Origin of the sequence: Pseudomonas fluorescens (assembly GCF_001307155.1) — a bacterium.
GTDB lineage: Bacteria > Pseudomonadota > Gammaproteobacteria > Pseudomonadales > Pseudomonadaceae > Aquipseudomonas > Aquipseudomonas helvetica.
On sequence record NZ_CP012830.1, the window covers coordinates 3,614,351 to 3,627,339 of the forward strand.

Consider the following 12,989-nt stretch of genomic DNA (forward strand, 5'->3'; position numbering starts at 1 on the left):
GGAGCAAGCTCCCTCGCCACAAAGGCAGGCCCGCTCCAACAGGGAGCGGTTGCCGGTTTTAGTGCTGCAGAATCTTGTCGAGGAAGTGCTGCGCGCGGTCCGAGCGGGCGTTGATGTCGCCGAAGAACTCTTCCTTCTTGCAGTCTTCGATGATTTTGCCCTGATCCATGAAGATCACCCGGTCCGCCACTTTACGGGCGAAGCCCATTTCGTGGGTTACGCACATCATGGTCATGCCTTCGTTGGCCAGTTGCACCATCACGTCGAGCACTTCATTGACCATTTCCGGGTCGAGCGCCGAGGTCGGTTCGTCGAACAGCATGACGATCGGGTCCATCGCCAGTGCACGGGCAATCGCCACACGCTGTTGCTGACCACCGGAGAGCTGGCCCGGGTGCTTGTGGGCGTGAGCCGAAAGGCCGACGCGCTCAAGCAGTTGCAGGCCCTTTTTGGTGGCTTCTTCCTTGCTGCGGCCCAACACCTTGATCTGCGCGATGGTCAGGTTTTCGGTGATGGTCAGGTGCGGGAACAGTTCGAAATGCTGGAACACCATGCCAACGCGCGAGCGCAGTTTCGGCAGGTCGGTCTTCGGGTCGGCGATGGAGGTGCCATCGACCACCACGTCGCCTTTCTGGAACGGTTCCAGGGCGTTGACGCATTTGATCAGGGTGGATTTGCCGGAGCCAGACGGTCCGCACACCACAATCACTTCGCCTTTTTTGACCTCGGTGCTGCAATCAGTCAGTACCTGGAAGTCGCCATACCACTTGTTGACATTCTTGATAGAAATCATACGGCAAACCTTTTTTGCAGACGCTTGACCAGCCGTGAGGCGGCAAAGCTGATTGTGAAGTACACGAGACCTGCGATGATCAGGAACTCATTGGCGCGGCCGATGATGTCGCCACTGGCCCGCGTAGCATTGAGGAAGTCCACCAGGCCGACCGTGTAGACCAGCGAGGTATCCTGAAACAGGATGATGCTTTGTTGCAGCAACAGCGGAGTCATCTTGCGAAACGCTTGCGGCAGGATGATCAGGCGCATCATCTGGCCGTAGCCCATGCCCAAGGCCTTGGCTGCGCCCATCTGTCCCTTGGGAATCGACTGCACGCCGGCCCGGACGATTTCGCAGAAGTACGCCGCTTCGAACATCATGAAGGCCACGATGCACGAGGTGAATGCACCAATCGGCGTGTCTTCGCCGGTGATCCAGCGCAGCACGAACGGTACCGCCAGGTAGAACCAGGTGATCACCAGCAGCAGCGGGATCGAGCGGAAGTAGTTCACGTAAGCGCCGGCAATGTTCGACAGCAGCTTGCTGTGGGACAGGCGCATCAGCGCCAGGAGAGTGCCGAGGATGATCCCGCCGACGACGCCGAGTACCGTCAGTTGCAGGGTCATGACCATGCCGTTCCACATGCCGGGGACGGCCTGTACGACGCCACTGAAATCGAGATCCATTATTTACCCCCCACGGAAATCAGGCCGGGCACCGCAACTTTCTTCTCGACCATACGCATCAGCAGCATCAGGCTCATGTTCAGGGTGAAGTAGATCAGGGTCGCCAGGGTGAAGGCTTCGAACAGGTTGGCGGAGAACTCCGCGGTCTGTTTGGTCTGTGCAAGCAGCTCCATCAGGCCGATCAAGGAGGCGACGGAGGAGTTCTTGAAGACGTTGAGAAATTCCGAGGTAAGCGGCGGAATGACGATCCGGTAGGCTTGGGGCAGCAGCACATTCCAGTAGATTTGCGGCAGCTTGAAGCCCATGGCGCGGGCGGCCGATTCCTGGCCACGCGGCAGCGCCTGGATACCCGTGCGCACTTGCTCGCACACTCGGGCGGCGGTGAACAGGCCCAGGCACACGACGACGCTCAGGTAGGCCGAGGTGGTCGGATTCAGGTCCTGCTTGTACCAGTCCTGCAGGTTTTGCGGCAACAGGTCGGGCACCAGGAAGTACCAGATGAACAGCTGAACCAGCAGCGGTACGTTACGAAAGAGTTCCACATAGCAGGTGGCGATGCCCGATACCAGGCGATTCGGTACGGTACGCATGACGCCGAGCACCGAGCCCAGCATCAGGGCGATGATCCAGGCCACGATGGCGATGGCGATGGTCCAGCCCAATCCCGTGATGAACCAGTCGAGATAGGTCTCGCTGCCCACGCCGGTGGACTTGAAGAACACGCCCCAATCCCAGTTGTAATTCATTAGGGTCTCCCCTCAGATCGATCGATGTACAAGTGCCTGCCTGGGGAAACTCCGTTCCCTCTGATCTCGACGATCAGGCACACGCGATCGGCTCGACAACCACCGGTTCGAGTGTTTCCAGAAAGTGCCAGCAGGTAGTGACAGCCTCCTGAAAGGGCGCAGGCCCTGTCAGGAGGTGGGTTAGTCAGAAATCAGGATTTCTTTTCTTCAGCCGCTTTGTCGGTCGGGTTGGAGATCAGGGCCTTGAGCTCGTCGCTCATCGGGAACATCAGGTTCAGGTTTTTTGGCGGGATTGGCTGGGTGAACCACTTTCCGTAGATAGTGTTGATCTCGCCGGACTTGTAGGTCGCGACGATGGCGTCGTCTACAGCCTTCTTGAACGGCGCGTCGCCCTTGCGGACCATGCAGCCGTAGATTTCATAGGACTGAGCAGTACCGGTCACGGCCCAGTCAGTCGGACTCTTGGCCTTGGCCATTTCACCGGCCAGCAAGGCGTCGTCCATCATGAAGGCGACAGCACGGCCCGATTCCAGCATCTGGAAGGATTCGCCGTGGTCTTTGGCGGAGATGACGTTCATGCCCATCTGCTTGTCGGCGTTCATCGACTTCAGAATGCGCTCGGACGTGGTGCCGGCGGTGGTCACGACGTTCTTGCCCTTGAGGTCGGCGAAGTCTTTGTAGGTCGAGTCTTTTTTCGACAGCAGCTTGGTGCCGATTTCGAAGATGCCAACGGAGAAGTCAACTTGTTGCTGACGCTCGGTGTTGTTGGTGGTGGAACCGCACTCGACGTCTACAGTGCCGTTTTGAACCAGTGGAATACGGGTTTGCGAGGTGACCAGGTTGTACTTGACCTTCAGGTTTGGCATGTCCAGGTCTTTCTTGATGGCTTCGACGATTTTCAGCTGAATATCGTGGGAGTAGCCGACCGGTACACCGGAAGCATCTGCAATGTAGGAAAACGGAATAGAAGCGTCGCGATGCCCCAGGGTAATGGTGCCGGACTCTTTGATCTTTTTCAGGGTGCCGGTGAGTTCGGCGGCGAAAACTGGCGTGCTGATCAGAGCGGCCGTAATGGCTGCGCCCAGGATATGGGGAACGATGCGCATCAAATTTTCCTCTACATTGTTTTTATATGGAGCCAGTTTGTCGGCTCTTTTGTACTGCTGAATGCCTTGACGGCTCCTGAAGTGTTGGCACATCAGGCATTCGTCCCAAGTTGTAGAGCATGAGTCGTGCCAGTTCAGAATTTATCAATCAACTTATTGATTTTAAAGGATATTAAATTTTTACAGGATTGGATTCAGGACGTGATAGTCCGGTTAACCGAATCGACTGATGGGTCGCGTTCGGAAAACCGAATGCAAAAATCGCAGCCCGCGGCAGCGCCTACGCTGGAATGCGATCCCCTGTGAGTTGCCGCAGACCGCGATGCTGATGATCTGAATGGCAGCGGAGTTCTTCACCTTCATTGCGGGGTTTCAACGGATGAAAGTCCTCGGCATCCTTTGCCTTCTCCTGACCCTCGGCGGTTGCAGCTCCTTGCTGTTCTACCCCGATCCCGGTCTGCCGTTTACCCCGCAAAGAGCCGGGCTTGAATACCGTGACATCACCTTGACCAGCGCTGACGGCGTGAAACTCAACGGTTGGTGGCTGCCGGCCAAAAAAGGCGTAGCGGTCAAGGGCACGGTGCTGCACTTGCACGGCAATGGCGGAAATCTCGCCGGGCATCTTGGGGCCAGCTGGTGGCTACCGAAGCAGGGTTACCAGGTGCTGCTGGTGGACTATCGCGGCTATGGGCTGTCGCAGGGTAAACCCGGCCTTCCGGCGATCTATCAGGACATCGACGCTGCATTCAAATGGCTGGACCAGGCGCCAGAAGTTCAGGGCAAACCGTTGATCGTCCTGGGTCAGAGCCTTGGCGGTGCGCTGGTCGTGCATTATCTGGCTGAACACCCCGAGCGTCAGCCCCGGCTCAAGGCGCTGGTCCTCGACAGCGTGCCGGCCAGTTACCGGGATGTCGGGCGGTTTGCACTGAGTTCGTCGTGGATGACCTGGCCGTTTCAGGTGCCGTTGTCCTGGCTGGTGCCGGACGCCGACAGCGCGATCTACGCCATGCCGCAGCTCAATCGCGTGCCAAAACTGATCTTCCACAGCATCGACGATCCGCTCGTGCCTCTTTCCAATGGCATCCGACTGTATCAAGCTGCGCCCGCGCCCAAGGTCCTGCAATTGACCCGAGGCGGGCACGTGCAGACCTTCAGCGTCCCGATCTGGCGCACTGTCATGCTGCGTTACCTCGATGACCCGCAGCACTTCAACGGTCTGCGCCGCTTGGGCGAAACGCCCAATTACCCGGCACCCCCGAATTCAGAAGTTGAACCTCCAGAGAGTCCGCAATGAGTGAAGAACGTAACGCCATCCCGCTGATCATCACCGGTATCTGCAGCATCCTCGGCACCGTCGGGGCCTTGTGGTTCTACGGTTACCTGCACTTCGCCAAACCGGAAGACGCGCTGCTGCTCAGCGACTTCACCATGCTCAAGACCATACCGGGTGAAGACTACAAAGTCTCCCTGGAGCCGGCCGCGCAAGTCGCCCAGTGCGTCGATGGCGTACTGGTGCTGTTCGACACCGAACAGAAAGGCCTGACGGGTGTGCTGGTCAACAACAAGAAAAAAGCCGTGCGTTGCATGGGGCAAGAGACTCCGCAGCTCGAACAGTAATCCCAGCGACGTGAACCTTTGTGGCGAGGGAGCTTGCTCCCGCTGGCCTGCGAAGCAGGCCTGAAAGCCGTCACCTCGTTGTTTCAGATAGACCACCTCAGTCGAGTTACGACTGCTGTGGGGCCCGGCGGGAGCAAGCTCCCTCGCCACAGGTCCTCAGTGTTTTTGCTTGCCGTTCTGAGCCGATAAATCGTGCAAATGGCGCCGCGACAATTCGAGAAAGCGCGGTGTCGGGCCAACGTCTTCGTAGAGCGGGTCGCCTTCCTCATCGGTTGCGACCACGTGCTGACCCTTGATGTAAGGGAAACTCGCTTCGAGCTCTTCCAGGGCGGCGCCGATCAGTTCGCCCAGCAGTTCTTCGGGGTGGCGTTTGGGGTACATCTCGGTAAGCGCCGCCAACCGCGCCGCGGCTTCGACGTCCAGGTGAATGGTGTAGCCGGTCTTGGTCAGACGGCCTTTGGCGGTTTCTTCCCAATGTTGGGCTAGCTCACGGATTTTCATAATGACCTCAATAGGCACCTGCTGGTGGCAGGGGAGATGAGTGTCCGGCCGTGGCCGGTGGCAAGCCTTTGTACGGCTTATTCTTCAGACTAGCCCCAACCTTCAGGATTTACCGTCGATTTGTCGTCTGACTTGTAAGAACCCGCTGTGGACGGCACTCTTGGAGTCGACCGCCATTCGCTGGAGAACTGCTGATGACTGATATCGATGCACGCTTGCGCGAGGATGTTCACCTGCTGGGTGAGTTGTTGGGCAACACCATTCGTGAGCAGTACGGGGATGGCTTTCTCGACAAGATCGAGCTGATCCGCAAGGGTGCCAAGGCTGACCGTCGTGGCTCGACGGACGCCGAACTGCGCGCCAGCCTCAACCAGTTGACTGAAGATGAACTGCTGCCAGTGGCGCGAGCGTTCAACCAGTTCCTGAACCTGGCGAACATCGCCGAGCAATATCAGTTGATTCACCGCCGCGAAGAGTCCCAACCGGCACCGTTCGAGGCGCGGGTGTTGCCCGAACTGCTCGCCCGCCTGCGGGCTGAAGGGCATGGCAGCGACGCGCTGGCGCGGCAATTGGGACGGTTGGAGATCGAACTGGTGCTGACGGCGCATCCGACTGAAGTCGCCCGCCGGACCTTGATCCAGAAATACGACGCCATCGCCGCGCAACTGGCGGCACAGGATCACCGTGACCTGACCCGCGCCGAGCGCGAGCAGATCAAGTCGACCTTGCAGCGCCTGATCGCCGAAGCCTGGCACACCGAAGAAATTCGCCGCACCCGGCCGACCCCGGTCGATGAAGCCAAGTGGGGCTTTGCGGTGATCGAGCATTCGCTGTGGCAGGCGATTCCCAACTACCTGCGCAAGGCCGACCAGGCGCTGCATGCGGCCACCGGTCTGCGCTTGCCGCTGGAGGCGGCGCCGATTCGCTTCGCCTCGTGGATGGGCGGCGACCGTGATGGCAACCCGAACGTCACGGCGGCGGTGACCCGTGAAGTGCTGCTGTTGGCGCGCTGGATGGCGGCCGACCTTTACCTGCGCGATGTCGATCAACTGGCCGCCGAGTTGTCGATGCAGCAGGCCAGCACCGCGTTGCGGGCCAAGGCTGGGGACAGCGCCGAACCTTACCGTGCAGTGCTTAAACAACTGCGTGAACGCCTGCGCGCGACCCGTAACTGGGCGCAGGCATCCTTGACCGCAAGCACCCCGGCGCCGGCCGACGTGCTGCAAAACAACCGCGAGCTGCTGGATCCGCTGGAGCTGTGCTATCAATCGCTGCATGAATGCGGCATGGGCGTAATCGCCGATGGTCCGTTGCTCGATTGCCTGCGTCGGGCGGTGACGTTCGGCCTGTTCCTGGTGCGACTGGACGTGCGCCAGGACTCATCGCGGCATGCGTCGGCGATGACCGAAATCACCGACTACCTCGGGCTCGGTCGCTATGAAGACTGGGACGAGGACGCGCGCATCAGCTTCCTGATGGGCGAGCTGAACAATCGTCGACCACTCCTGCCGGCCTATTTCAAACCTTCGGCCGACACCGCCGAAGTCCTGGCGACGTGTCGCGAAATCGCCGCGGCGCCGGCGGCGTCGCTCGGCTCGTATGTGATCTCCATGGCGGGTGCTGCTTCGGACGTGCTCGCCGTGCAGCTGCTGCTTAAAGAGTCTGGCGTGCTGCGGCCGATGCGTGTCGTGCCGCTGTTCGAAACCCTCGCCGACCTCGACAACGCCGGCCCGGTGATCGAGAAACTGTTGCTGCTGCCGGGTTACCGCTCGCGGTTGCAGGGCCCACAGGAAGTGATGATCGGTTATTCCGACTCGGCCAAGGACGCCGGCACCACGGCGGCGGCCTGGGCTCAGTACCGGGCGCAGGAACGCTTGGTGGATATCTGCCGCGAGCAACAAGTTGAACTGCTGTTGTTCCATGGTCGCGGCGGCACCGTGGGCCGTGGCGGTGGCCCGGCGCACGCGGCGATTCTGTCGCAGCCGCCGGGGTCGGTGGCCGGGCGTTTCCGTACCACCGAGCAAGGGGAAATGATTCGGTTCAAGTTCGGCTTGCCGGACATCGCCGAGCAAAACCTCAACCTGTATCTGGCGGCGGTGCTCGAAGCAACGCTGTTGCCGCCGCCACCGCCGGAACCCGCATGGCGCGGCCTGATGGACGAATTGGCGGCCGATGGCGTCAGCGCTTATCGCGCCGTGGTGCGGGAGAATCCGCAGTTCGTCGAGTATTTCCGTCAATCCACGCCCGAGCAGGAGCTGGGGCGCCTGCCGCTCGGCAGCCGTCCGGCCAAGCGTCGTGCTGGCGGGATCGAAAGCCTGCGGGCGATCCCGTGGATCTTCGGCTGGACCCAGACCCGCCTGATGCTGCCGGCCTGGCTTGGCTGGGAAGCGGCGTTGAGCAACGCCTTGGCGCGCGGTGAGGGCGAGTTGCTGGCGCAGATGCGTGAGCAGTGGCCGTTCTTCCGCACACGCATCGACATGCTGGAGATGGTGCTGGCCAAGGCTGACGCGGACATTGCCCAGTCCTACGACGAGCGATTGGTTGCGCCGGAATTGTTACCTTTGGGTGTGCATTTACGCGACCTATTGTCGCAGGCATGTGCCGTGGTCCTTGGCCTGACCGGTCAGTCGCAGCTGCTGGCCCATAGCCCTGACACCCTGGAGTTCATCCGTTTGCGCAACACCTACCTCGATCCGCTACATCTATTGCAGGCTGAACTGTTGGCGCGCTCGCGACAGCCGGATGTGGTGCAGGGCAGCCCGGTGGAGCAGGCGTTGCTGGTGTCTGTGGCGGGGATTGCCGCCGGTTTGCGCAATACCGGCTAAGGTCTTTTGCGGGGTGTCGCAGGCAATTTTACTGCGACAAACGACCGGTCCGCGGGGGCCGGTCGCGCTTGTCAGGCGACACTTTGTTATGGGGTTGCGACTTGGATCGCCTCCTCGCCAGGGTATAACAGGCACGGGTTGCTCCGACTTTCGGCGGCTTGTGTGGTCAGGGCCTGCTGTGTATCTTGATCAGCCTTTGGCCGTTTGGGCGGCCCACGACCCTATTTTTGAGATTGGCCCCACGCGGCAAATCCGATCGTTATCTAAATAAGAAATTGAGGAGCACATCGATGCGCGTCATTCTGCTGGGAGCTCCCGGGGCCGGTAAAGGTACTCAGGCTAAGTTCATCACTGAAAAATTCGCTATTCCACAGATCTCCACCGGCGACATGCTGCGTGCTGCCGTCAAGGCCGGCACCGAGCTGGGCATTAAAGCCAAGAGCATCATGGACGCAGGCGGCCTGGTCTCCGACGACCTGATCATCGCATTGGTCAAGGATCGTATCGCTCAGCCCGATTGCGCCAATGGCTTCCTGTTCGACGGTTTCCCGCGCACCATTCCTCAGGCTGAAGCCCTGGTCGATGCCGGTGTAGAACTGGATCACGTGGTTGAAATCGCCGTTGATGACGAAGAAATCGTCCAGCGTATCGCCGGTCGTCGTGTACACGAAGCCAGCGGTCGCGTTTACCACACCGTCTACAACCCGCCGAAAGTCGCGGGCCAGGACGACGTCACCGGCGAAGCGCTGGTGCAGCGTAAAGACGACACTGAAGAAACCGTGCGTCATCGTCTGTCGGTCTACCATTCCCAGACCAAACCACTGGTGGATTTCTACCAGCAACTGTCGGCTGCCCAAGGCAAGCCGAAGTACAGCCACATCGCAGGCGTCGGTTCGGTCGAAGCGATCACCGGCAAGGTGCTTGAAGCGCTGAGCTGAGAAAGCTGATTTGCTTTACCTACAACGGCCCGCTTGCGGGCCGTTGTTGTTTATACTGGCGGACTTTTTCCAACTCTCTTTACGGAAACATCGATGAGCACCTTGCTGGCCCTGGACACCGCGACTGAAGCTTGCTCCGTTGCCTTGCTGCATGACGGCAAGGTCACGAGTCATTACGAGGTGATCCCGCGCCTGCATGCGCAGAAGTTGTTGCCGATGATCCAGCAGTTGCTGGCGGATGCGGGCACCACCTTGCAAGCGGTCGATGCGATTGCCTTTGGTCGCGGCCCAGGTGCGTTCACTGGCGTGCGAATCGCCATTGGCGTGGTTCAGGGCCTGGCGTTTGCGCTGGATCGTCCGGTGTTGCCGGTGTCCAACCTGGCGGTACTGGCGCAGCGCGCATTGCGCGAGCACGGTGCACATCAGGTTGCGGCGGCCATCGATGCGCGGATGGATGAAGTCTATTGGGGCTGCTACCGCGAAACCGCGGGCGAAATGCGTCTGGTGGGGGCTGAAGCGGTATTGCCGCCAGAAGTCGCGGCATTGCCGGCAGAGGCCACGGGCGACTGGTTTGGCGCGGGCACCGGCTGGGGCTATGGCGAGCGCATCGCGGTCAACCTGATCGGCCAGGATGCTGGCATGTTGCCTCACGCCGAAGACTTGCTGACCCTGGCCCGTTTCGCCTGGGAACGCGGCGAAGGCATCCCTGCCGACGACGCACAACCGGTTTACCTGCGCGACAAAGTGGCAACCCCCAAAGCCAAGTGAATCCGAGTGCCTTTGTGGCGAGGGAGCTTGCTCCCGCTGGGGTGCGAAGCGCCCCCAAAATCCGCAGCCTCATTTCGTCAGATGTACCGCGTCGGTTAATCTGCGGGCGCTTCGCCCCCGAGCGGGAGCAAGCTCCCTCGCCACAGGGGCGCAGCCAATTGTCAGTTTCTGCCGCGCGCTTTTAAACCTTTTCCGGTTTCTGTGCTCTAGTTATCACTTGGGAGTTTGCGCACACTGGTAAGTGCCGCTAAATTGCCATCATCGATAGCGAGTTTGTACCTATGCGCATAGACGGCTTTGCCTCTCAGTCCTACCCCATCAAGCGCAAGCCACGCAAAGGCGATGTGTCGGTGGACGAGTCCATCGAGGATATCGATGGCGAGCAGGAGTTTCCTTCTGAGGAGCAACTGGCCGCCCGCGCCGCCAAGGCTTCTGCGCAACGCCTGAGCAATCTCCCCGCCCGTCAGCAGGACATGATCTACCATCGCGCCATGAGCAAAAGCGTGGCGATGGCCCTGGCCAGCTACCTGAGCACCGCGGCTTTCGTCGATTGGGATATGGAAGTGCTGGGTCTCGACCTGCACATCTGATGCGGTTGCCTTATTACCTCGGTTGCCCGTCCTGGAGCGAAAACGCCTGGCGCGAATACCTGTATCCGCAAAACGCCCGTCCCAATGAGTTTCTCGGCCTGTACTCACAGGTGTTCAACGCCGTTGAAGGCAACACCACGTTCTACGCACGCCCTGCGCCGGCGACGGTGGAGCGCTGGGCGCAGACGATGCCGGAACATTTTCGCTTCACCGCCAAATTCCCCGGCGACATCAGCCACGGCGGCGACCTGCGCGAGCAACTGAGCGCCGCCGAAACCTTCGTGCAATTGCTCAGCCCGCTCGGTGAGCGGGTTTCACCGCTCTGGTTGCAACTGTCGGCAGCCTTTACCCCGCAACGGCTGGGCGAACTGGCCGGGTTTATCGATGGGCTGCAGCGGCCGTTGGCCGTTGAAGTGCGGCATCGGGACTTCTTCGCCAAAGGCGATGCCGAGCGCAGTCTCAATCGGCTGTTGCTGGATCGTGGCGTGGAGCGCATTTGCCTCGATCCACGGGCGCTATTCAGTTGCACGTCGACTGAACCTTCGGTGCTGCATGCGCAAGCGAAAAAGCCCAAGGTGCCACCGCGCCCGGCGGCTTTTACTCAATTCCCGCAGGTGCGTTTCATCGGCCATCCGCTGCTTGAAGCCAACGATACGTTCCTGACGCCATGGGTCGAGAAAATCGCCCAATGGATCGAAGAGGGCCGCACGCCGTATATCTTCCTGCACACCGCCGACAACCTGCTGGCCGCCGCTTTGGCACAACGCTTTCATACTCGGTTGATGACGCGTTTGCCTGGCTTGCCGGCGCTGCCTGAGCTATATAGAGAACCCGCCGCCGAGCAGCTTGGGTTGCTCTGACGACGGGTTTTCCCTTCTGCAGGAGTGAGCCAATGGATGCGCAAACCCTTAAAGCTCAGGCCTTCAAGGCCTTACACGAAGGTGCCGGAGCTTTTGTGATTCCCAATCCGTGGGACGCCGGTTCGGCAAAAATGCTTGCCGGCCTGGGTTACCAGGCGCTGGCGACGACCAGTGCCGGTTATGCTTTTTCGCTGGGCCGCCCGGATGGCGCGGTCAAACTCGAAGAGACACTGCTCAACGTTCGGGCGATTGTCGCCGCGAGCGATCTGCCGGTCGCAGTCGATCTGGAAAACGGTTTCGCCGACAGCCCGCAAGAGTCCGCCGAGAGCCTGCTGCGTGCCGCCGCTGCCGGCGCGGTCGGTGGTTCGATCGAAGACGCTACCGGCCGTGAAGACGGCCCGATTTACTGCTTTGAACACGCCGTAGCACGAATCGAAGCGGCGGTCGCGGCCGCCCGCAGTTTACCGTTCCCGTTCACCCTGACCGCGCGTGCCGAGAATTACCTGCACGGGAATCCGGACCTGGCCGACACCATTCGCCGTTTGCAGGCCTTTGCCGAAGCGGGCGCCGATGTGCTGTATGCGCCGGGCCTGCGCAACGCTGAAGAGATACTGGCGGTGGTCCGTGCGGTGGCGCCGAAACCGGTCAATGTGCTGATGTCCGGCGGTCTCAAGTTGAGCGTCGCGCAGCTCAGTGAAATGGGCGTCAAACGGATCAGCGTCGGCTCGGCCATGGCCCGTGCGGCCTACGGTGCGTTCTATCAGGCCGCGCAGGAAATTCAGTCGCACGGCACCTTCGATTTCGCCGACCGCGCGCTGCCGTTTGGGCAGATCAATCAGTTGTTCAAAGGCTGATCCACAGGGAGTTGTCGTGCGGTTTCTGAAAGTGCTGTTGGCGGTGATGCTGGTGATGGGCGGCTTGCTGGTGGGTGTCTGGCGCGGTTGGCTGTCGTTGCCAGCGGCCTGGAACCCTTGGGCGCCGCTGGATGTCCGGGCGACGCCGAACCTGCTGACGCGCTTCAAATTGATCAGGCTGCGCGATAACCCTCAGCTCTGCGATCAGGTGCTCAGCGGTGCCGGGTTGAAGTTCACCCGCCAGGTCGACAGCAACCCGGACGTCGATTGCCCGCTGAACAACACCCTGCGCGTGCAGGGCGGCGAGGTGGCGCTGAGCAGCAGCTTTCTCGCCAGTTGCCCGCTGGCGGTGGCGTTTGTGCTGTTCGAGCGGCATGCCCTGCAACCGGCGGCGCAGGCCATGTATGGGCAGGCGGTAGCGCGGGTCGATCACCTCGGCAGTTTTGCCTGCCGCAATATGTACAACCTCGAAAACGGCTCGCGCAGCCAGCACGCGACGGCCGATGCACTGGATATCGCCGGCTTTCGCCTGGCGGACGGGCGCAGTATCAGCGTGCTGCGCGATTGGCCGAAGGACAATGACGATGCGCGCTTTCTACGCAAGGTTCGCGATGGCGCGTGTGACATGTTTAGCGTGGTATTGAGCCCGGACTACAACGCAGCCCATCGCAACCATTTTCATCTGGATGTCGGGCCGTGGTGGGTGTGTCGCTGAGGCTGAAG

The 12,989-nt window shown here is 60.6% G+C and carries 14 protein-coding genes; 9 read left to right on the forward strand and 5 right to left on the reverse strand.

The features are described 5' to 3' along the window. Positions 1–58: 58 nt before the first annotated feature. The 4 genes from AO353_RS16275 to AO353_RS16290 all read right to left on the reverse strand — a co-directional run bounded on the left by AO353_RS16275 (position 59) and on the right by AO353_RS16290 (position 3,313). Positions 59–793, reverse strand: coding sequence for an amino acid ABC transporter ATP-binding protein (locus AO353_RS16275; RefSeq protein ID WP_054595876.1), 735 nt, complete (start codon positions 791–793; stop codon positions 59–61). Next, a complete protein-coding gene (locus tag AO353_RS16280; protein WP_054595877.1) occupies positions 790–1,461 on the reverse strand; it encodes an amino acid ABC transporter permease in 672 nt (223 codons plus the stop codon). Before AO353_RS16280 ends, AO353_RS16275 begins: the two co-directional genes overlap by 4 nt. Next, the gene (locus AO353_RS16285) at positions 1,461–2,207 is read right to left on the reverse strand and encodes an amino acid ABC transporter permease (protein WP_054595878.1); all 747 of its coding nucleotides are present in this window, start codon (positions 2,205–2,207) and stop codon (positions 1,461–1,463) included. Before AO353_RS16285 ends, AO353_RS16280 begins: the two co-directional genes overlap by 1 nt. Before the next feature lie 191 nt (positions 2,208–2,398). Further along, a complete protein-coding gene (locus tag AO353_RS16290; protein WP_054595879.1) occupies positions 2,399–3,313 on the reverse strand; it encodes a glutamate/aspartate ABC transporter substrate-binding protein in 915 nt (304 codons plus the stop codon). A 379-nt stretch (positions 3,314–3,692) separates the two neighbouring features. Between AO353_RS16290 and AO353_RS16295 the strand changes: the two genes are divergently transcribed. Both AO353_RS16295 and AO353_RS16300 read left to right on the forward strand, forming a co-directional pair. Then, the gene (locus AO353_RS16295; protein WP_054598252.1) at positions 3,693–4,607 is read left to right on the forward strand and encodes an alpha/beta hydrolase; all 915 of its coding nucleotides are present in this window, start codon (positions 3,693–3,695) and stop codon (positions 4,605–4,607) included. Beyond that, positions 4,604–4,930: a hypothetical protein gene (locus AO353_RS16300; protein WP_054595880.1), complete on the forward strand. Its 327-nt coding sequence runs from the start codon at positions 4,604–4,606 to the stop codon at positions 4,928–4,930. Before AO353_RS16295 ends, AO353_RS16300 begins: the two co-directional genes overlap by 4 nt. 156 nt (positions 4,931–5,086) lie before the next feature. On the opposite strand, the gene AO353_RS16305 is transcribed toward AO353_RS16300, so the two are convergent. Continuing rightward, on the reverse strand, positions 5,087–5,431 hold the full coding sequence (locus AO353_RS16305) for a hypothetical protein (RefSeq protein ID WP_054595881.1): 345 nt from the start codon (positions 5,429–5,431) through the stop codon (positions 5,087–5,089). Between the two features lie 194 nt (positions 5,432–5,625). Here AO353_RS16305 and ppc point away from each other — a divergent pair, with 194 nt between their 5' ends. The 7 genes from ppc to AO353_RS16340 all read left to right on the forward strand — a co-directional run bounded on the left by ppc (position 5,626) and on the right by AO353_RS16340 (position 12,981). Beyond that, the gene (ppc, locus tag AO353_RS16310) at positions 5,626–8,256 is read left to right on the forward strand and encodes a phosphoenolpyruvate carboxylase (RefSeq protein WP_054595882.1); all 2,631 of its coding nucleotides are present in this window, start codon (positions 5,626–5,628) and stop codon (positions 8,254–8,256) included. 290 nt (positions 8,257–8,546) lie between these two features. Continuing rightward, positions 8,547–9,194, forward strand: a complete 648-nt coding sequence (gene adk, locus AO353_RS16315; RefSeq protein WP_054595883.1) for an adenylate kinase — start codon at positions 8,547–8,549, stop codon at positions 9,192–9,194. 93 nt (positions 9,195–9,287) lie between these two features. Continuing rightward, positions 9,288–9,962 carry a tRNA (adenosine(37)-N6)-threonylcarbamoyltransferase complex dimerization subunit type 1 TsaB gene (tsaB, locus tag AO353_RS16320; RefSeq protein ID WP_054595884.1) on the forward strand — a complete coding sequence of 225 codons (675 nt, stop codon included), beginning with the start codon at positions 9,288–9,290 and terminating at the stop codon, positions 9,960–9,962. A 281-nt stretch (positions 9,963–10,243) separates the two neighbouring features. Continuing rightward, positions 10,244–10,552: a hypothetical protein gene (locus AO353_RS16325; protein WP_054595885.1), complete on the forward strand. Its 309-nt coding sequence runs from the start codon at positions 10,244–10,246 to the stop codon at positions 10,550–10,552. Beyond that, on the forward strand, positions 10,552–11,412 hold the full coding sequence (locus AO353_RS16330; protein WP_054595886.1) for a DUF72 domain-containing protein: 861 nt from the start codon (positions 10,552–10,554) through the stop codon (positions 11,410–11,412). Before AO353_RS16325 ends, AO353_RS16330 begins: the two co-directional genes overlap by 1 nt. A gap of 32 nt (positions 11,413–11,444) precedes the next feature. Continuing rightward, complete coding sequence (locus AO353_RS16335; RefSeq protein WP_054595887.1) at positions 11,445–12,266, forward strand: isocitrate lyase/PEP mutase family protein; 822 nt, start codon at positions 11,445–11,447, stop codon at positions 12,264–12,266. A 16-nt stretch (positions 12,267–12,282) separates the two neighbouring features. After that, complete coding sequence (locus AO353_RS16340; RefSeq protein ID WP_054595888.1) at positions 12,283–12,981, forward strand: extensin family protein; 699 nt, start codon at positions 12,283–12,285, stop codon at positions 12,979–12,981. The last annotated feature ends 8 nt before the right edge of the window (positions 12,982–12,989 follow it).